The sequence below is a fragment of the Corynebacterium aurimucosum genome (genome assembly GCF_046895345.1).
Taxonomy (GTDB): Bacteria; Actinomycetota; Actinomycetes; order Mycobacteriales; family Mycobacteriaceae; genus Corynebacterium; species Corynebacterium aurimucosum_G.
The window spans coordinates 1663395-1684627 of sequence record NZ_CP160096.1; the positions used below are offsets into that span (position 1 = coordinate 1663395).

Sequence of the window (21233 nt, forward strand, 5' to 3'; positions counted from 1 at the left end):
ACCGTTTCCGAACGGCCGCCGGGGTTTTGGTTTGTGGATTTTTCGGTGGCACGCTGGGGGCCGGCCGGGTGGGCACACCCTTTTGCTGCTTCCCCACCACTAACAAATGTGAATTCCAGTACATTCGCTGGCATGAGCAATCCTGCAGAATCCACATGGATCGACGTGACCGGCGGCTATGCCCTAACTATTGACGACGGTGCAATCCTTGCCCGCAATGCAAAAGGCAAACAGCTAAAATCCGTGCCCGCGAAGGTGAAGAAGACCGAGGAATACCTCGAGTTGGACAACCTGCTCACGTGGCTAAAAACCCACGACGAAGAATGCGGCGTCCAGGTTGAAACATGGCTGCTGCGCTCGTTGCCGGTGCCCGCTACTGTCATTGCGGCAGTGTGGCCGGATGAAGCGTGGCAGTCCTGGCTGCGCGACCTCATCATCCAACCAGCAGACGGTGACGGCGAAACGGGCTTCCTGCGAGACGCGACCGAAGAGGACGGACAAGTAAAGCTCGGCATCGTGGACATGGACGGCGAAACCCGCAGCATCGAAGCAGCTGAGATTCTCATCCCGCACCCAGTACTGCTGGACGATCTGGACGAGCTGCGCGAATTCGCCGCGGACCTCGGCGTGGAGCAGCGCTTCGACCAGCTCCAGCGCGCGGTGTACGCGATGCCCGATCCGCTGCCGGACGAGGCAACCACTGCCCTTCGTGCCTGGGAAGACGCGTACTTCGAACAGGTTCGCTTCGCAACACGGCACGCCCGCTCGCTCGGGTACAGCATCAAGGGCGGGTACGCGGCAACCCGCATCTACGAAGGCGGCCATGTCGTGGAGGCAGCATACTGGCTCGGCGCGGAAGAGTACCCCGAAGTGGAGACGTACACAGGCGAGCTGTCGTGGGAGATCGACGGTGAGATCGTCCCCGTGTGCAAGGTCGGCCCCGTCGCCTACAGCGAAGGTGTGCGTATGGCCACGCAAATCTACGCTGGCCGCACCATTGAGGACAGCGACAATGAGTGATACTCACACCCGCCTCGTGCAAGGAGGTATTACCCAGTCTCCCGATTCGGCCTCGTCTCCGCTCGTCGCTGCGTCTTTCACGCACCGCCTGCTGCCAGAACGCACCATTGTCAGACTCGTTCCCGAGCCGCTGCTGGAAGCAGAAAGTGTTGCTCTCGGGGTGGCAGGCCTTGAACCAGGCGGGTGTACTCCTGTAGGCCACACTCTCCGCCGTGCCATTGGCTTCCCTGCGTGGCCGATTCTCAACGATCCAGACAACGCCCAACACGCGGTGAACCTCATTGCGGATCTTGAGCGCGCAGCCAAACGGGCTCATTCGAAACCCCGAGCGGTCAGAAACGACATCAAGGCGCTGGAAGCAAGTTTGGATGCCAGCGCCCCGCACTTCCTGCCGACATTCTTGGAAGAAGTCGGCCGGATCTTCCTCACAGCCGGGAGCACCACCTACGCATCCCAAATGTTTACGAAAGCTCGCGACGTCGAGCGCCGCCACGCACTGCCTATCGACGAAGACCGGCACCACGCAGTGATATTGGAATTCGCCTGTTCCGGTGCCCTTGCAGCCAAAGAAATCTCCGCTGAGGCAAAGAGGCTCTCCGATCTGCTGGAACCAGCCGAAGCCTACGAGCGCTTCCGCACCTTGTGCTTGGAGCGCGTCCGTGGCGGACTGGCTCCCTACGCCGGGATGAAGAAGGACTTAGCCACCTTGGCAAAGGCTGCTGGGCTGAAACCAGCCGAAGAAGAAGTCCGGATGGCCGCGGACCTGCTGCGGGTAACTTCAATCCAGCGTGCAGGCGACAGTTTCTGGAAGAAGTACGACAAGGCGATTCGCACAGCCGCCTCGAATGACGAGGCGCTGCAGGACCGCCTGCTGGCGATGACGCCAGCCGAACTCACCGTCGACGATTGGCTGGAGATTCTCGACGATACCGGGGCCTCCAAACTGGTCACAGAAGGCAAGCACCCTGACTTCATCCAGCACATCATCAACCTCGCCACCAAGTACCGCCGGGTGCCCAATGATTCGAGGGCAAAGATTGGCTCCTTTGTCGCAGACATCCTTCCTGGTTCTGGCTGCACGTCTTTGTCCATTTCGCGCACAAAAGTAGGAATGTTCCCTGCCGAGTTGTGGGAGCACCTCCTCAGTCACGATGTTGCTATCAACTTCTTTGACGACGAAGAAGACGGTGTGGTGAATTTGTTTGGCTGGGCCAACAGCGACAACCGCATTCCCCTACCGCATCTGGCAGCCAGCGAAGAGATGCGGGATCTCCTGGTTGATGGCATCAAGAGTTCCTTGAATAGTGCTTTTAGGCACTTCAGTTCAGACCACGAGATGCTGACCGTCGCGTGCGATCCGCATCTCAAGCCGCTGGTAATCGAGGTGCTTGAAGAGCCACTCAAGCAGCTCGAATCAGCACCAGCCACGGTGTTCCGTTTGATCAAGGCCACCGAGGCCATCGTCGATAAGGCGCACGTTCCAGACCCTGATGTGCAGGCAGTATTTGATCGTCTCCGCGCCTACCACCGCAATCGGGCAGAAGTACTCGCCGAAACGCTGCGCCGGGGCATCCTTGAAGAGCTAGGTTGGCCCTTATACGAGCATGTCTGCTCCGATGTTGCTGCCGAAGGCGAGCACAAGCAGTTTTCGCTCAAGACTTCTGGCCGGAAGTTGCGGTACACAACGACCAAAAGGTCGTGTTCCTGCGCGGTGACTCCACCACTGAGATCCATAACTGGACGGATGCGCCCATCCGTGGGGTTGCTGAAGCCGATCACCGCTACGCCCTCGTGACAAAAGGCGATAGCTCCTTCGGCTACAACATCAGCTGGTCTGATTCAAATGGCAAGATGGCCGCTAACGAGTACCGCTACGGGAGTAGCCAAGACCTGAGTGCTTCGGTTCCCGTCCCTGGTGGCCGTCTCATCGACGATCAGACGATTATCCGCCCGGGTGGTTCCACCTGGAGCAAGAAAAGCGCGAAATTTTTTGTCGAAGGCGAGCGCATCTGGATAGTCAATGGCATGAATGTCTGCGAGATCGATCCCGAAACCGGTGAGGTAGGAGATAACTCGCTGCCAAATTGGTTCGAGGAGCAATGCCGCCGGCACCCGGGCCTTATTTTCCGTCCGTTCGACTCCCAACTGCGCCCGGCTCACGTAGAAACGGCGAATTCACATTTCTCCACTGCAGACGGCTACCACCGGCACGCGGTTTTCCGTAAGCCAAACGAGAAGAACTACTATCTCGTGGTCGACGCAGACGGTACTGAATATGAGGTCCGAGGCGAGTTAGCCAATCGGTTCTGCGGTGTGATCCGCCTACCGGATGGACAGCCTCGCTTATTGGTTACCCAGGGAAATAGCACCCTCCTGCTCGACCCTGCAGATTCCACGCCTACCCTCTATTACGGCACGGAATTCGAGTCGACGATGTGGTGGCACCACGCTGACTACCGCGACACAAAGTTCAGCGCAAGGCTGCGCGTGATCACCGCTGAAGAGCTTCAACCAGTCATCCAACGCATTTCCGAGCTCCACTCCGAAGATCCTCAAGACACCGATGGCCGGATGGCTGATGCGGTCGGCGAGATCCTTGGAGTCGAGGACTACGGCTTGCGCCATGGCGTCGCACAACAGGCACATGCTCTGGTGGCATCGTGGCCTGGGTGGAACTCACCGCCACCAACCGACGTGCTGGCTGGTACGCCCACAGTGGAAAACAACAACCGCATGCTTCGCTCGGTGCGAAGTTATCCGTTGGATGCCAAGATCGGCCTGATGTACTGGCATGCAGCAGCGAAACTCGGGTTGCACGACCGGACTTTGCCAGACACCCACATAACACAGTGGACCAGTTACGAGTACGGCTGGTTGGAGTTCGTGGACTGCGCCGATGCGCTCCTCGCTCTCGCGGCTGTTCCAGGACGCACGGTGGAGGAGATCCAGGCGCTCAAAGAGATCTGGGTTGTACTGCGCGAGGCAAAACTCCTTGAGGCATCGCATCTGACCGTCGAGACGCTGAAACGTCCTCAGAACACTTTGAGCGAACACCTGAAGTTTCCACCCCTGACCTTGCGATTTGAAGTGAACCACAACTCAGACATCATGCTCATGCGTGCTGATGGTGGTGGTCCCATCGACTTCAAAGGAAACTCTCTGGAACTGCTGGATAGTAAAAGAATCACGCCCTCACGCACGGACCTTGAGCCGGTGTTTGATGCGCTCATTGAGCAGGTCCAGTCCAACGGGCCCCGGAAGTGGACACCCGAACCAGCCGAAGACTTCGCGACAGTCAGCGGTGCACCACTGACGGATGCGCAGATGATTATGGCTGGTTTCCCGAACTTCTTCGTGAACTTCGGTTACCAAAAAGACGACTTCTTACCCAGCGAACTGCGCAGAGAGATCGGGATCAAAATAGCGGACGCGGTCGAATCCAGGAAGCGACTGAAGGAAGCCAGCGAACACTTCCTGCACGTGCTGGCCGCCGGTGTCCCTGCAGATGCTGTCTCGGTGGTTGACCAGGGCCTCGATGCGCACGCCATGGGTACGTATTGGTCTGAGTATGGCCCCGCGAAGAAGGTGGAGAAGCCGACGGATGAACTCCTTGAAAAGAAACCGGAGTTCTTACCCAAAGCCAGCTTGCACAATGTCCTCGCAGGCAAGCACAACGCCGAGGACTGGTCCGGCGAGGTCGCCGCAGTGCTCTGGCTGGCAAGCGAACTCGACTTGTCCGACCCACGACGTCAATTCCTAGCCGATTATGCCGAGAAGCTGATACAGTCCCCCTCCAAACCAACGAAGATCAGTCTGGGTGCTATCGGCACATATGCGGAGACTTGCCGCCATCTCAACCTCCCTAACCGAGACCTCACCGACCCGAACGAACCGCTCTTCCACACCGGGCGCTTCGCTACGGAACAGGGCACCAGACACCCAGCCGACAAGATCATCATTGATGTCAGCGATATCGCTGACATCAACCACCCCGATCTGCAGCAAGCCTTCCACTGGGGCGTCTTGGCCTACGGCGAGCTGGACAAACTCGCGGCTTTTAGTTCGTATTTAAGTGGCGCTTTGTCCGCTTATGCGCAGTGGCTACGCCACCCTGGCACCGGAGAACCCCGTGACCCACTGGCGGTTGCGCCCAGTCTTGTGGAGACGGTGGCCCTGACCTTGAGGGTGAGCATGGATGCTGCGCGCTACTACCTTCAGCTCCTTGCATTACCTGAGCCCGCAGACGCGAATGTGCGCCGGTGGAACGGATGGAAGAAAGCCGACATCACCAATGCCGGCGCAGAATTGGTCGATGCGGGCGTCGTCGTTAAGGCACAGCGACCTCGCGCTGGACGCAACTTCTTCCTGCCAGGTGGTTGGGCTGAAGCCACTCCCCCGCACCTGCCGATCGAAAACTGGAAGTTGGAGCCGTTCGGTTTCGTTAAGATTGCGACCAACGCCACGTATGAGCCGATGTTCTGCACCGCACTGGCTCCCCTGCCACCAGCAGAATGGTTCACCGCGTGCTGGGAACGTTCACAAGGAGACGATGCCCCGCGATTCGAGGAACTGACAACCACCAAAAGGAGTCGTCGATAATGCTTGAAGCACGCACGCGCCTTGAGCAAGGTGGCATCACGCAAGAAGCACAAGAGGGCTCCTTTCCCCTCGCCGCAGCCACATACACGCACGCACTTTTGCCTGGCCGTCCCGTGATCAAGCTCACGCCCGAGCCACTCTTGGAAGCAGAGAAAGCCGCACTCGGAGTGACCGGGCTGGAGCTGAAAGAGCAGACTCATGTCGGTTATGTGCGCCGTCGCGCAGTCGGTTTCCCTGAGTGGCCGATCCTCAACGATCCTGACAACGCGCAACATGCCCTCGACCTCGTCGCCGACTTGAAACGACTTTCCAAGCGGGCCCGATCCAAGCCGAGTGCGGTGAAGACAGAGATCAACACACTCGCAGACAAACTCGATGCCAGCGCCCCACACTTTCTGCCGATATTCCTGGAAGAAGCCGGCCGCATATTCTTAGAAGCGGGAAACACGTCGTACGCATCGCAGATGTTCACGAAGGCGCGCGAAGTTGAGCGTCGGCACGCATTGCTTATCGACGAAGAGCGCCACCGTGACGTCATGATGGAATTCGCCTTCGCGGGGGCGATCTCCGTGAAGGAACTCACTGCGGAGTCCACGCACCTGACTGAGCGGTTGGAACCTGCAGAGGCATACGAGCGGTTCCGCACACTGTGCCTGGAACGTGTCCGCGGTGGCCTCACTCCCTATTCCGGGATGAAGAAAGACCTGGCGAAGCTGGCCAAAGCGGCGGGACTGAAACCCGCCTATGAGGAAGCTGCACTGGCCGCGGTTCTGCTGCGGGTACCCTCCATCCTGCGCGCTAATCAGAAGTTCTGGAAGGATTACAAGACCGCGATCCGCAAAGCGGCCAAACAGGACGAGACGCTGCAAGCCCATTTGTTGACGATGTCGCCGGAGGAAATCAAAGTCGACGACTGGATCGATATTCTCCGCGGCAGCGGGGCTATCGAGCTCGTCAAGCAGGGCGAGCACCCTGATTTCGTCCGGCGCATTGTGGGAATAGGCACTCGAATCTTGTGGGACACGGATAGCAATGAGAAACTCGCTCCGCTGCTCGACGAGATTCTTCCCCACGCCGGCTGCACAACTATCGCTGTGCCGGACGGTTGGCTGGACAAAATCCCCGCAGAAGCGTGGGAGCAGTTGCTGAGCCATGACGTTGCCATCGATTTCACTAACAGTTTTCGCCTGGCCTACATCGACCTCAAAACCTGGGCGAGCCGTGAGACACGGTCTCCACTCCCCTACCTTGCTACCAGCAAACAACTGCGGAAATACCTGTTGCAGGGCATCAAGCGGGCCCTTGAGCACTCCGACGAGATCACCGTCATCGCCACCGACCCGCACCTCCATCCCGTGGTGGTCGAGCTGCTCACGGAACGGGTCGAGTCCCTGGAATCGGCACCGCCGACGACAGACCGTTTGACCGAGGTGACCGACTTCGTCCGCCACTTTGAATTCGTCGACGACACCGAGATCCAAGGTCTACTCGACCGCGTTCGGACATACCACGGAAACCTCGCCGAGGTGCTTGCGGAGACTCTGCGCCGCGGCCTGCCGGAAGAACTGGGTTGGCCCGAATTCGAGACTGCATATGGGGAAAAATATGAACATGACCCGGATAACTGGGTCGCGGCGGAGGACTGCTGGCCCGCAGTCGTGGTGCACAACGACAAGCAACTCGCTCTTGTCGTCGGCGAGTCCACCACCGAGATTCAAAATTGGACGGGTGAACCGATCAAGGACGTCACCGAAGCCGACGGCCAAATCGCTATTGTGACCCGGCACCGTTCCGCTACCGGGACCAAAATCAGCTGGTCCGGTGCGCGTGAACCGTTAGATATCAAGGTGTCGCATTTCCCTCACACTGCAGGTCTCAAGGCCTCTGTCCCCGTTCCTGGTGGTCGTCTCCTCGGAGAGAGTGTGGTCGTACGGCCCGACCACCCCGCATGGAGCTTCAACACCAGGCAGATCTTCGTTGAAGGAGGCCGTTTCTGGGTGCTCAATGACAAAGAGAAGATCATCGAGATTGACCCCGACACCGGGGCACCCGGCAGCGAATCAATGCCTGACTGGTTTGAGCAGCAGTGCCGCCGCCACCCCGACCTCGTGTTCAATCCCCTCACCTCCCAGTTGCGGCCTGTCTGCGAGGAGACGGAGAAGTCCCCGTTTTCCACTGCGGACGGCTACCACCGGCACGCGGTCTTCCGCCGGGAGGGCGACCCGGAGTTCGCCCTCATTGTCGACGCGGACGGCACCGAATTCACGGTGACAGGCGAGCTCGCTCGCTCGGTCTTCGGTGTCATTCGCTTGCCCAATGGGCAGCCACGCATTCTGTCGACATCGAGACAGGGCACGTGGGTGATCGACCCATCGGATGGAATACCCACGCTTTCCTACGGACTCGGGTTCAGCAACGCGATGTGGTGGCACCACACCAGGCACCGTGACCTCGAGATCAGCGCCAAACTGCGCACGATCACAGCCGATGATCTGCGCATAGTGCTTGATCGCTGTACTGATTTCGACGTCAACGATGATCCTGCCGATACCGTCGGACACCTACTGGACATCGATAATTACGCGGTGAACCACGCAATCGCGCAGCATGCCGCAGCCCTGACACGGTCATGGCCGGAGGTTCGGATATCGCCGGATGCGGCTGTATCCAAAACTCTTGCTATTCAAGAGCACAAAAACATCCTCCTTTCCGCCATGGTTCACCGGTGGGACGATATCGACGCTCTCAGCGTCTGGCACGGGGCAGCAAGGCTCGGCTTGACCGACAGAGAATTGCCGCCGAAGCCGGATTCCTGGAGGGTCAGTAAGAATAACTGGATAGAGCTGCTAGGCTGCACCGACGCATTGCTCGCGCTCGCTGCCATGCCTGGCCGCACGCTCGAGGAAGCCCACGCCCTCAAGGAGCTGTGGGTCCTGCTGAGGGATGCGAATCTCCTGTCGGCTGAGCACTTGACCATCGACCACCTGTTGAACAACGGACGCTACCGGGATCTCCACACGAAGTTCCCGCCGCTGACGTTGCCCGGAGGAAAGTTCTATGGGAACAAATTCATGGTCGCGCGTGCCGACGGAGGAAACCCCATCACCATTGACGGCCATACTCTCAAGCTTGAAAGCCGGCGGGAAATCACGTCTTCACGCACGGATCTTGAGCCAGTTTTCGACGCACTCATCGAGCGCCTTCGCGACAACGGCCCGCAACCATGGTCGCCAGAACCTGGTGAGGCTTTCGCCGCGGCCACCGGAGCTCCTGTGGTTGAAGCACATTTGATCCTGGCCGGATTCCCGAACTTCCACACATATGAAACGAATTTCATCCCCAAGGATGTGCGCACAGCAATGGGAATCAAGGTTGCTGAAGCAGAAGAAGCCAGAAGCAGGTTGAGCAGATACGACGGGCATTTCTTGCGTGTGCTCGCCGCAGGCATCCCGGACGATGCAGCATCTGTCCTGGACAACGGTTTAGATGCCCAGGCGATGGCGGAGTACTGGTCCGAGCATGGCCCCGCAGCGCCGCTGCAACTGCCAGAAGACCTCGCTGCCCGGAAACCAAAGGGGCTGTCCACACGGATTCTTCTCAACGTCCTCGACGGCAACCACGACGACTATTGGGACTCAAGGGTCGAGTCGCTGCTCTGGCTGGCCAACGAGGTGGACATGTCGGACCCGGTTCGCAGTACCTTGGCCGATGTCGCAGAGGAGCTGGTCAAATCCCCCAATGAGCACCAAGACATTCACCTCGGTACTCTCATGGCGTATTGGGACACCGCCCGCAGCCTTAACCGGCCGATCAGAAAATTCGAAAACTCCAGCGATCCGATCTATCAATCAGGACGCTTCACTTTTGTAGAGGGCTCCTGGCCCGGTGCCGGCTCAGTCAGCGTCAACCTGAGCGACATCAACGACGCAGATGATCCTGACCTGCAGCAGGCCATCGATCTTGCCGTCATGTGCACCGGATCCACAAGTGATCTCTGGGCGCTGAAACTATTCTTGCAGGGCAGTCTGTCTGCCTACGCGAAGTGGCTGCGCGAACCAGGCGACGGCGATCCACACGATCCGCTCGCCGTCGTGCCCGAGCTCGTGGAAGAAGCGGCCTCCACTTTGAACGTGAGCGAGATTGCCGCCGTGTACTACCTGCAGCTTCTTGCCTGGCCGGACCCGACGGACGCGAATGTGCGCCGTTGGAACGAATGGAAGAAAGCCGACATCACCAATGCCGGCGAAGAATTGGTCGATGCGGGCGTCGTCGTTGAGGCGAAACGGTCCCGCGCCAAAAGAAAGTACTTCTTGCCTGGCGGTTGGACGGAAGGACAGCCTCCGCACCTACCGATCGAAACGTGGAAGACGGAGCCCTTTGGCATTTTCAAACTAGGCGCACGCAGCAAGGCCGAACCTCTTCTCAATGTGTCGGTGGCTCCACTGCCGCCATCGGAATGGTTCACTGCCTGTTGGGAACGCTCCCAGGGCGAGGACGCGCCGCAATTCGAAGAGTTGGAAACGAACCGTAGGAGTCGCCGATGACATTCGAGGACAGCACACGCCTTAACCTTGGGGGCATCACGAAGACTGCGACGGACAGCTCGGTGCCGCTCGTGGCGGCTTCATTCACCCACGCAGCACTTTCCGGCCGCACGATCGTTCAACTCGCACCCGAGCCGCTGACACAAGCCGAAGAATTGGCGCTCGGAGTCACCGGGCTCGAGCCGGCCGGCCGTGTAGAGGTGGGCCACACACGGCGGCGGGCGATCGGCTTTCCCGCATGGCCAATTCTCAACGACCCCGAGAACGCGCATCACGCGCTCAACCTCGTCGCCGATTTGGAGCGCGCAGGCAAATACGCGGACAGCAAGCCGAAGCAATTCAAGGACTCGATAGCCGCTTTAGCCGACAAACTCGACAACAGCGCGCCGCACTTCCTCCCCACCTTCTTCGAGGAAGCCGGGCGGATCTTCATCGCCGCGGATAACGGTAAGCTCGCCGCGCAGATGTTCACGCAGGCTCGTGACGCGGAGCGCCGCCATTCGCTGCCTATTGACAAAACCCGCCACGCCGAAGCCGTCCTGGAATTCGCCTATGCCGGGGCACTGAGCACCAAGGAACTGGGCAACGAAGCGAAACGGCTGGCGGAACAACTCGAACCGGAGGACGCGTACCACACATACCGCACCTTGTGCGTGGAGCGTGTGCGGGGCGGGTTGAGCCCACACGCCGGAATGAAGAAGGAGTTGGCGAAGCTGGCGAAAGCCGCTGGCTTAGACACCGCTGAGGAGGAAGTCGGCGTCGTGCGCGACCTGCTACGCGCCCCGTCAATCCACCTGGCCGGCGCGCATTTCTGGAAGAACTACGAGAAGGCTATCTGCCGCGCCGTCGAGGACGACCCCTCGCTCATCGACCGCTTGCTCAAGCTGTTCCCGCGGAACGTGGACACCGACCCGTGGCTGCAGCTGCTGGAAGCCACGGGCGCGCTCGACGCAGTCAAAGACGGCGCTCACCCGGACTTCGTTCCCGGTCTCCTCCTCTTCGAGTCCCAGTGGACGAAGTGGCCGTATACGCCGTCGACCCGGTTGGCCCCGGTTCTCGCGGACATCCTTCCTCATGCAGGTCTCACCACCGTCGCCGTGCCTAAAGACCGGCTCCATTACCTGCCGGCGGCAGCCGTCGAGCAGGTTCTCGCGAGCGGACTGACCATCACGTTCTCCCGCCCATCAGTGCAACCGGATATCGACCTCACCAGATGGGCACGCCTTCCGGAGCGCACACCACTGCCCCACCTCATGGCGGACGAATCGCTGCGAGGAGCTGTCACTCTGGGGATCAAGAATGCGATGGGCCATCCCGAGGTCGTGGAGGTGCTCACCGCCGACCCGCACGTCAGGAATTTGGTGGTGGAGCTGCTCACGGAGATCGTCGACAAGCTTGAAGCGGGTGTGCCGACCGTCGACCATCTCACGCAGTCCACCACATTCGTCCGTGGGTTCGAGCTCGTCAGCGACCGGGAGATTCAGGCGCTCCTCGACCGGGTGCGTGCGATTCACCGCGACCCTGCTGAGCCCCTGGCTGAATCCTTGCGCCGTGGCCTGCCCGATGAGCTCGGCTGGCCTGAATTGGAGCAGTTCAACTGGAAGTTCGGGGAACCGATTCACCTCAGTTTGCAGCGGGATACCCTAGATTGCTGGCCGGGTGTGATCGTGAACGAAGATGCCCGCACCACCTACCTGCGCGGCCGCACCGCCACCGAGATTCCCAATTGGACCGGCGAGAAGCTCTTTAGCGCCGTTGAAATCGACGGCCAGTTCGGTCTCGCCACCTACACCAACGCGAATCCGCGGGTGTGGTGGGACGACACTCCCAAGGGCATGTCCAGCGCATTGAGAACTTTTTCGTACGGCGGGCTCTTCGCCTCGGTCCCGGTGCCCGGCGCGCGTATCTTCGGCGCCGACACCGTGATGCGCCCCGGCCATTCCACGTTGGCGAGCGGCAGCGAGCATTTCTTTGTCGACGGCGACCGGGTATGGCTCGTCGAACGCTCCCGGCTTGCCGGCGTCTTCCCTGTGGTAGAAGTCGATCCAGCCACCGGTGCCACTGGCCGCGAGAGTCTGCCCGACTGGTTCGCCGAGCAGTGCCGCCGCCACCCGGATTTGGTGCTCGACCCGCGGCGTTCTCAGCACCGGCCGGTGGAGGACACGACCGCGGAATCGCACTTTTCCACCGCTGACGGGTTCCACCGGCATGCCGTGTTCACCCGTCCCGGCGATCCCGACTTCCGCTTGCTGGTCGACGCGGACGGAACCGAATTCACCGTCACCGGCGAGCTCGCGAGCAAGGTCATCGGCATACTTCGCCGCCCCAACGGCGGACGGTGGATTCTCACTAATGAACGCATAGCTCCTGTCGTTGTGGATCCGGATGACATGACCCCGGTGGCTGTGCGCGGCACATGTCTCTACTCGTATATGTGGTGGCACCACTTCCGTGTGCGCGAGCCCGAGACAAGCGAGAAGCTGCGGAAGATCACTGCCGATGAGGTCCGTCCCCTGGTGGAGCAGGCGCGTGGGGGCGACGGCGGCGTCGATAAGCGCATGTGCGAATTTGTCGGCGACCTGCTCGATATTGACGACCCGGTGCTGCGCTACGCGATTGCGTCCGTTGCACACGAGGCGGCGACAACCTGGCCGCAGGAGGACACCAGCACGCGGGCGGAGGAGCTAACCGGGGCGCCGACGTTCGCCAAGCACCGTGACGTGCTCCGTCCCTTCACGTGGTCTCCCCTCGAGCGTTTCGACGCGATGGACATCTGGCAAGGCGCGGCAATTTTGGGAATGCACGACCGCTATGTCCCTGAGAAGGGGTACACCCACAACCGCGGCCTCGGCTCAAACGACTGGATGAAACTGCTCGGTCACGGCGATGGTCTGCTCGTTTCCGCGGCATCTCCCGGCCGTACCGCGGACGAAGTGCAGGCGCTGAAGGAGCTGTGGATTGTGCTGCGGGACGCCGGAGCGCTCGCGGCTGACAACCTCGTGTTTGAATCGTACGATTCTGGGCCGTATACGCCAGGAAGCAAGAAGCAGCTGCCGCCGCGGGCGGTGCGACTTGATCGCAGTGGTTCCCGCATCATCCCGGTTGTGCGTGTGGCTGGCGAGGAACCGATAACTGCGGATGGCACACCCCTGAAGCTATTGAGCCGAACTGGCATCGCGCCGTCACGCATGGACCTTGAACCGGTCTTCGACGCACTGCTCGCACGCATCGAGCAGGACGGCCCGCTGCCGTACTCAGCGTCCACGGGCGAGGCTCTCGCTGCCGCAGCTAACGCCCCGCTTGCCGACGCCCACCTGATCGCCGCTGGTTTCCCGAATCTCTACTCCTTCAACACTAATTTCGTGCCGAAGGATTTGCGCGCAGCCATGGGGCTGAAGGTCGGCGAGCTCAAGGCAGCTCGAGACCGGTTGATAAACTTCGACGACCACTTCGCGGCGATCCTGGCAGCCGGCCTGCCCGACGATGCGGAGGAGTTGCTGACCAGCGGCCCAGACATCCCAGCCATGGCCCGGTACTGGTCAGAGCACGGGCCGGACTACCTGCCCGAGCTGCCGGCGCGCATCGCCGAGCGCATCCCGAAGATGCTGAAGGAGAACGTGCTGCAGAGCATTGCGGCCGGCCAGCACCTCGACACCGACAACGCCGACGATTGGGCCCAAGAGGTCGGCGCTCTGATCTGGCTCGCGACTGAGCTGGACATGACCGATCCGCTGCGCCCTGCGCTGGCCGACCATGCCGAGCGGCTGCACAACTCCCCGCGGGGCGTCGAGGCAATCAACGTAGCTATCGCCGGCGTCGGTGAGGACGATGACGCAATTCGCAGCGCGATCGGTGCGCCGAAACGCGCCGAAGGCGACACGAACCGCAAAGATCTGCAAGCAGGCCGGTTCGCAGTTGAACAGCAAAATGACGGGGATGTGATCTTCGTCGATCTCTCAGATGTCGATGAGCCGTGCCGCGACCTTGACCTGGCGCGCGAATGGGTAAAGGACCGCCTTTTCGGCACCAGCAGGACGCGCGTTGCGGCGATGGACCTCCGCGCACACGGTGTCCTCACTGCCTACGCGGAATGGCTGAAGCAGCCGGGCGAGGGAGAGCCTCGCGACCCGCTCGTCTCCGCTCCCGAACTCGTGGCGACAGCGGCAAACACATTGGGAGTCAGCGAAGATGCGGCCCGCTACTACCTGCAGCTGCTGGCCTGGCCCGACCCGACAGACAAGAATATCCGCCGCTGGAACGCCTGGAAGAAGGCCGATATCGTCCGCGCCGGTTCCGAACTCGTTACCGCCGGTAAAGTCGTCGAAGGCAAGCGCCCTCGCTCGGGCCGCAGCTATTTCTTGCCCGGCGGATGGGTAGAAAAAGTGCACAAGTCAGACGGGCAGCTCCCGATCGAGGTGTGGAAGCTACCCGCATTCGGCATCGAGCAAACTGGGCTCAAGGGAGAGTTCGAGCCGCAGCTGGGCATCGCTGTCGCACCCCTGCCGCCGACGGAATGGTTCGCTAAGTGCTGGGAGCGCTCCCAGGGCGACGACGCGCCGCAATTCGCAGAACTGGAGACCACGAGGAGGAGACGCCGATGACACACCAGGTCGAGCTCGCAGAGGATCGCTTCGCCGACGAACTCGAATTCTTGGAGCGCTGGGACACCGGCAACCGCCCGCCGGGGTGGAAGCTCACGCCGCAGGCCGTGGTCACTTTCATCATGGGTGGAACGGATCTGAAGGCGGGGCGGTCCAAGCTGACCATCGCGCCAAAATACGTCGGTGATCCAGCGCTGGTGGAGCGTTGCGTGATTACGCTGGCCGGCTCGCGCGGCCTGATGCTCGTCGGCGAGCCAGGCACCGCCAAATCCATGCTCTCCGAGCTACTGTCGGCGGCGATCTGTGGAACCTCCGCCCTAGTGGTGCAAGGCACCGCAGGTACCACGGAGGATCAGCTGCGCTACGGCTGGAACTACGCGATGCTGCTGGGCAAGGGCCCGACCCCGGAGGCGCTGGTGCCTAGCCCGGTGATGCGGGCGATGGAAACCGGCGCGGTCGCCCGCGTCGAGGAGATCACCCGCTGCCTTCCGGAGGTCCAGGACTCGCTGGTCTCCCTCCTATCGGAGCGTCGCATCGCGGTACCCGAACTCGGCGATACGTCGGTGGCGGCCGCCGAGGGCTTCGGTCTGATCGGCACGGCGAATCTACGCGATCACGGTGTCTCCGAAATGAGTGCCGCGTTGAAGCGCCGTTTCAGCTTCGAAACAGTCCACCCCATCGCTGACCTTGACGCGGAGATCGCGCTGGTCACCGCGCAGACCCGCCGGGCGCTAGACGCCGCGCACATCGACACACCTGTCGACGATGTTGTTGTCGAGGTCCTCGTCACCGCCTTCCGCGACCTGCGTGCCGGGGTCAGCCGCGAAGGGTGGCCGGTGGAAAAGCCCACCACGGTTCTCTCCACTGCCGAAGCAGTCTCCGTGAGCACGTCGATCGCCCTGGCTGCCTCATATTTCCCCTCTCGCAGCGACGGTCTGCGCGACGTGGCTGGGCACCTGCTCGGCGTCGTCCGCAAGGACGACGCGTCTGATGCAGACCGTTTGCGTGGGTACTGGGACGCAGTTGTTCACCGCCGGGCGCAAGAAGGCGCAACACCGTGGCGTACGCTATGGGATCAGCGCGACGAGTTGGCATGACGGGAGTGGATGTTGCGGGGATCGTCGATAAGCTAGCGCGCGATCCTGTCTTCCTTGTCGGTGTGCGCCACCATTCACCGTCACTCGCGCGCGTGCTGCCGCGAGCGCTGGATACGGCTCACCCGGACGCGATTGTGCTGGAGCTTCCCGCTGAGACGCAGGATTGGTGTGAGTGGATCGCCCACCCGGAGACGGAGGCGCCGCTCGCTTTCGCGGTGGCTGATGATGACGGTCGAATCGGTTTCTGGCCTTTGTCCGATTTCAGCCCGGAGCTCGTCGCCTTGCGGTGGGCGCGTTCGCGCGGAGTGCCGGTGATCTGCGCGGACCTCTCCCCCGCCGCGCGGCCCGCCGCTTCAGAGGAAGCAGGCATCAACGTGGGCATGCTTATCGACGCTCACGTGCGCGCCGAATACCCCGACGATGCCTGGGACCGCCTTGTCGAAGTCCCCTCTGCTGGCGCAGACCCCGAAGCCGTGCGTCGCAGTGGCCTTGCCTTCGGATGGGCTTTTCGGCACGAGCAAGCCGTCAATACGGAAACAGCCGCGCGAGAGGCGTCGATGCGCGAGGGCATCCGGCGCGCCCGCGCAGCACACGGCCCACACGTGGCCGCCGTGACCGGCGCCTGGCATAGTCCTGCGCTGACCGATGTTCTCGTTAACGCTGAAGCGGAGTCCGACCGGGCATTACTCGATTCGCTGCCTGCACCCCGCTCGACAACGGCGAGCCTGGTCCCCTACTCCCACGCGCTGCTCGATTCCCGTTCCGGCTACCCATCCGGCATCCGCGATCCTCGCTGGCAACGCGCCGTGCTGCTCCACGGCGACAGCGTGTCTGCCTTTGAGGATGCTGTCGCCGGTTTACTCACCCAATTGGCGGCGGGCATCCGCGCCTCCGGCCACCCATGCGGTCCAGCTGAAATCCGCGAGGCCCACCGGATGGCGCTCGATCTCGCGGCATTGCGCGGGCTGCCTGTGCCGGGGCGCCGCGAGGTGCTGGAAGCCTGCACATCTGTCTTCGCACAAGGCGATGTGCTCGGACGTGGCCGTGTGGTGGCCCGCGCCGCCAAAGAAGTTCTGATCGGCAGCGCCCGCGGCTCGCTCGCCCCCGGAACGCCGCAGTCCGGGCTGGTTCTCGCATTCGAGGAAGACCTTTCTACCCTGCGTCTACCAGGTCCTGACGACTCGCCGCGTGAACTGGTCTTGGCACCACTGCGCGCCAACGGTTCCTCAGCGTCAAAGACGCTGGATGCCCGCCGCGAGGTGTTCTTGCAACGTTGCCGGATCGCCCGCATCTCCTACGGCATCCCCACCGAGGTGACCGGCATCGGCGGCGCCCAGGCGGTGAGCACAAAATGGACGGTGCACTACGACGCGACGACAAGTGCCAGCCTCGCCCATGCCAACACCTTCGGCGTCACCGTCACCCAAGCCGCGGAAGGCGTGCTGCGCACTCGGCGTCCCGGCGCGGACCCGGATATGGCTGCCTTGGTGACAGGCTTGTCTGATGCCGCCGCAACCGGGTTGGCCAGTGAATTCGACTGGTGGCTTGCTGCTGTGGAAGAGGAACTCCCTGCCCGCGCCGGGATTGACGCCTTGGTCGAGGCCATCGAGGTGCTCGCCGCTATCGGCGAGGGCACGGTGGCGGGCATGGCGGAGGTGGAACGTGGGGCGTCGATAAGCGGTGCCCTGGAGATTCTCAGCGATGCTGCAGTCGCCCAGGTCAACGGGCTTAGCGGCAGTGATGACCCGGCCGATGCCAGCGCTTTGGGTCGCCTCGTCGCCCTTCGCCACACCGATGTGGGGATGCGCCTGGCGCACTCGCTTAAGAACTTCGCCTCCGCTGCTTCGCCGCTCATGCAGGGCGCGGCTACCGGTTTGCTGCAGCGTCTCGACCAGCACTTGGATGATGTGCCCAGCATCGCGGGCCGGATCCGCAGTGCCTCTAGTACTGATGCCCGCCACGATCTAGGGCGCTGGCTCACCGGCCTTATTACCGCCAGCCCGGATTTGCTTGCGGACGACCACGTTCTCCTCGACGACCTCCGCTCCGGTGTCGAGGACCTCGAAGAAGCCCTGTTCATCGCGCGACTTCCAGCGCTGCGTGCTGGCTTCGACCCGATGTCTGCCGCCGAGCGCGAGCGCCTGATGGAAGCACTTGGCGCCAACCATGTGCGCCCGAGCCACATCCCAGCCGAAGAACTTGGCCGCTGGGCTGCCGAAGACCTCGCCGCGTGGGAACGTCTCCAGCGGCTCGGGCTTGCTTCTGCGGCCTTGGCACCGGAGCAGCGATGGGCACTCGTGCTGGGTCGACGCCACCACGAACTGACCGATCCACAGCACCGCCGCTTGGCCCGCAGCCTGGACCAGCTCTACGGCAGCGGTGCCGGCGAAGGGGGAACCGCTGCATCATTGGGCGGGCGTGGTGGCATGGAGCCCGGCTACCCCACAGCACGCGAATGGGCTTCAGACCTCGATGAGTTGTTCGGCGAGGAGGTACGCGAAGACATTGCCGCGGCCGCAGTCACCTCGCGCAATCCGCTCGGCATGGATTTGCTTCTCGACGTCCAACCCCGCGCCTCCGTCGAACTCCTCAATGACGTCCTCACCCTCGCCGGCGGCATGCCCGAATCAGCGCTGATTAAACTGCGTCCGATGCTGCGCCGCATGGTCGCGGAGCTCTCGCAGGCTCTGGCTTCACGAATGCGCCCGGCGCTGCGCGGCCTGCAAGGGTGGAGGCCTTCCACTCGCCCTTCGCCGCGCTTGGACGCCGCCCGCACCATCCACAGGAACCTGCGCCACGCTGTGCACGGTCCCGACGGCACCCCGGAGCTCGTCGTGGCCACCCCGATTTTCCGCCAACCCATAGCACGTCGCGCGGAATGGCACGTGATCGTGCTTGTCGACGTCTCCGGTTCCATGGAACCGTCCACCGTCTTCGCCGCGATGACCTCCTCCATTCTCGCCGGAGTGGACGCTTTGTCGGTGACCTTCCTCGCCTTCTCTCACCAAGTCATCGACCTCACTGAACACGTCGACGACCCTCTGTCTCTGCTCCTCGAAATCCACATCGGTGGTGGCACTAATATTGCCGGCGCACTTTCCGTCGCCCAAGAACGCGTCACTGTGCCGTCCCGGACCATGCTCGTAGTGATCAGCGATTTCGAGGAAGGCGGATCAGTGTCCCAGATGCTGGCCCGCATCGAATCGATGCACACCTCCGGTGTTCGGCTCCTCGGGTGCGCCGCGCTGGATGATTCAGGTACCGCACGCTATAACACGATGATCGCCCAGCGCGCTGCGAACGCCGGTATGTCTGTCTCCGCTGTCTCCCCGACAGCGCTGGCGCGGTGGGTGGCAGAGCAGGTGAACCCATGACCCGTGCCAACCTTCCTCCCATGGACCCGGCCTTCGTCGCTGCCACGATTGAAGCGCTTCCAGCTCGCCTGCAGAAACGCCTCGACAATGCTGACCCCGACTCCTGGACCGTTGAGACCGGTACCGACAGCACCACCATCACTGTCGGAAGTGCCACCGTCAGCCTCACTTCGCCCGATAGCGCCGAATGCGACTGTCTGCTCAGCCCGCGCTGTCTCCATCTCGCGCAGGTGCTGGTCAACTGCCCGCCGACGGTCGTTGAGTCTTCCGAACCTTCCGGGTCTTCTGCTCCTTCCGAGCCCGCCGATGCTCCACTGACGCTCACCCGCGACCAGTTGTCCACCCTCGAGCTCGCCGAATCGTGCCTAACTGGACTTCTTAACCGCGGGCTCGGCGGGCTCACCGCCGGTGACCGGGCAGCCGTGTTGCGCGTGGTGGCAGCTGCTCGCGTGCACAAGCTGCCTCTGCTGGCCGCACAGTTCACGGTGCTGCACGGGCACCTCGGCACCGGCCGGCTCGGCTACGGAGACAGCCACGTTACGCAGGCCGCGGTTTCCGTACTGGTAGAAGCCGCATTGGCCACCCACCGGCTCCGCCACGGCCATGACACCGGAACGCTGAGCCTTGATGCCGTTGGCACTGCGCGCCGCACCTACAGTCCGGTGGGGAATCTGAGACTTCGTGGGTGGGCCTCGGAGCCGCTGCTCACCGCATCAGGTTATGCCGGGGTGATCACCTATATGGTGGACGAGCGCAACGGCCAAGTCTGGGAGCTCTCCACTGTGCTCCCAGGCGGTGAACAGCAAATCGTCCAAGCCTACTGCGCCGACACCGGGCTGGGCCAGTTGGGCCTCCCGCACCGCGACGCCGCCCGCACCGGTGTGCTGCTCACCAACGCCACAGCTTCCGCTGATGGCAGGCTGGGGCGCGGGAGCCAGGTCCGCGCCAGCACCCGCACCCCAGACAACACTGTCGTTCCCGCGCACGACTGGTGGTTCGGCGAAGCTGTTTTCCGCGGGGTCGAGGATGACGGCATGCACCCTGTCTTCGTCTTTGACACCAACGAAGGGCCATTGCGCTGCCAAGCCAGCCCCACCGCTGAAAGACTCGGCATTCCTGCCCTACGGGTGCTGGCAAGTGCAGCCGACGTGACGGTGCAGCTGCGAATGCGCAAGCGCCACGCCTGGGAGCAAGGCCGAACCCCGTGGATCCTCATCGGCCTCGCCCACGAAGACACCTGGGTGTTCCCAGGTCTTGACCGCCCCCACACTCACTGGCTCGGCGTTCCCCAGGACGCGAAGCCAGTGGTGGTCACCCGCTCGCAGATCGAACCAGAGACGGTCTTGCAGCGTTGGCGCGATGCCGTCGCACGGCAAGGCCGGCGCGCTGTAGCTGGCACGAACCGCAAACGCATCATGGCAGATGCCGCCTGGTTGCGTGCCAACGCCAGTGGCCACCGCGCCGACCTCCTTGAACAGCTTGCCCAGGCTGCCGCAGCCGGCTCCCACGATTTCGATGGCCGCTTCCGCCCTGATCCCCGCGGCATCCCCCGCCGTTGGATCGCTGTCGCCGCGGTGTGTTGATCGAGCACGACGTCGAGGCCGGCGACCTCTAGCGCGCCATCCAGACCAAGGACACCCCGAGCGAGGAGAAGCTCAATCAGACCATGCGCCCGGTTGCTGCCTTCAATGAGATCATTGATGGTCTGAAGAAGTAATTCTGCGCTTCTTGCTTCATTAACCACAAACAGGCCTAAAACAGCACTCCGCTACGCTATTTTTATCCGTTGAGCTGCGAGAACTTTTTCTTGACTGTTTCTTGTTTCTCGCGCCTTACTTCGCGCGTTTTCATCCTTTGAACACCGAGGAACCCAGTTAGTTAAAAAGTTTTTCAATTTTCGGGAACCGAGAAACCATCGCCTCCGACTACTAGTGCAGTTGATATCAGCGCCTGTCCATCGCCCCTCCTGAGCGCCCCGCGAACGTTCAGAATGGGCAC

Annotated in this window: 8 protein-coding genes; all 8 read left to right on the top strand. The window is 62.1% G+C overall.

Annotation, left to right across the window (positions count from 1 at the left end; translation table 11 throughout):
* The first annotated feature begins 132 nt into the window (after nucleotides 1-132).
* The 8 genes from ABZS45_RS07940 to ABZS45_RS07975 are packed head-to-tail and all read left to right on the top strand — an operon-like array spanning nucleotide 133 to nucleotide 20818.
* Entirely contained in the window at nucleotides 133-1020 is an 888-nt protein-coding gene (locus ABZS45_RS07940; RefSeq protein WP_412099358.1) for a DUF4132 domain-containing protein, read from the top strand.
* Nucleotides 1013-2815: a hypothetical protein gene (locus ABZS45_RS07945; RefSeq protein ID WP_412099359.1), complete on the top strand. Its 1803-nt coding sequence runs from the start codon at nucleotides 1013-1015 to the stop codon at nucleotides 2813-2815. Before ABZS45_RS07940 ends, ABZS45_RS07945 begins: the two co-directional genes overlap by 8 nt.
* Entirely contained in the window at nucleotides 2719-5619 is a 2901-nt protein-coding gene (locus ABZS45_RS07950; RefSeq protein WP_412099360.1) for a hypothetical protein, read from the top strand. The genes ABZS45_RS07945 and ABZS45_RS07950 overlap by 97 nt, the downstream gene beginning before the upstream one ends.
* Entirely contained in the window at nucleotides 5619-10163 is a 4545-nt protein-coding gene (locus tag ABZS45_RS07955) for a hypothetical protein (protein ID WP_412099361.1), read from the top strand. Before ABZS45_RS07950 ends, ABZS45_RS07955 begins: the two co-directional genes overlap by 1 nt.
* Entirely contained in the window at nucleotides 10160-14764 is a 4605-nt protein-coding gene (locus tag ABZS45_RS07960) for a hypothetical protein (RefSeq protein WP_412099362.1), read from the top strand. Before ABZS45_RS07955 ends, ABZS45_RS07960 begins: the two co-directional genes overlap by 4 nt.
* Nucleotides 14761-15861 carry an ATP-binding protein gene (locus ABZS45_RS07965; RefSeq protein ID WP_412099363.1) on the top strand — a complete coding sequence of 367 codons (1101 nt, stop codon included), beginning with the start codon at nucleotides 14761-14763 and terminating at the stop codon, nucleotides 15859-15861. Before ABZS45_RS07960 ends, ABZS45_RS07965 begins: the two co-directional genes overlap by 4 nt.
* Nucleotides 15858-19235 carry a DUF5682 family protein gene (locus tag ABZS45_RS07970; protein ID WP_412099364.1) on the top strand — a complete coding sequence of 1126 codons (3378 nt, stop codon included), beginning with the start codon at nucleotides 15858-15860 and terminating at the stop codon, nucleotides 19233-19235. The genes ABZS45_RS07965 and ABZS45_RS07970 overlap by 4 nt, the downstream gene beginning before the upstream one ends.
* Nucleotides 19232-20818: a hypothetical protein gene (locus ABZS45_RS07975; RefSeq protein WP_412099365.1), complete on the top strand. Its 1587-nt coding sequence runs from the start codon at nucleotides 19232-19234 to the stop codon at nucleotides 20816-20818. Before ABZS45_RS07970 ends, ABZS45_RS07975 begins: the two co-directional genes overlap by 4 nt.
* Nucleotides 20819-21233 lie beyond the last annotated feature (415 nt).

Bases quoted from the DNA above. Each gene is read 5' to 3' on its own strand.
- ABZS45_RS07965 (WP_412099363.1), top strand. From the start codon at position 14,761: ATGACACACCAGGTCGAGCTCGCAGAGGATCGCTTCGCCGACGAACTC.
- ABZS45_RS07970 (WP_412099364.1), top strand. From the start codon at position 15,858: ATGACGGGAGTGGATGTTGCGGGGATCGTCGATAAGCTAGCGCGCGAT.
- ABZS45_RS07975 (WP_412099365.1), top strand. From the start codon at position 19,232: ATGACCCGTGCCAACCTTCCTCCCATGGACCCGGCCTTCGTCGCTGCC.
- ABZS45_RS07955 (WP_412099361.1), top strand. From the start codon at position 5,619: ATGCTTGAAGCACGCACGCGCCTTGAGCAAGGTGGCATCACGCAAGAA.
- ABZS45_RS07960 (WP_412099362.1), top strand. From the start codon at position 10,160: ATGACATTCGAGGACAGCACACGCCTTAACCTTGGGGGCATCACGAAG.
- ABZS45_RS07940 (WP_412099358.1), top strand. From the start codon at position 133: ATGAGCAATCCTGCAGAATCCACATGGATCGACGTGACCGGCGGCTAT.
- ABZS45_RS07945 (WP_412099359.1), top strand. From the start codon at position 1,013: ATGAGTGATACTCACACCCGCCTCGTGCAAGGAGGTATTACCCAGTCT.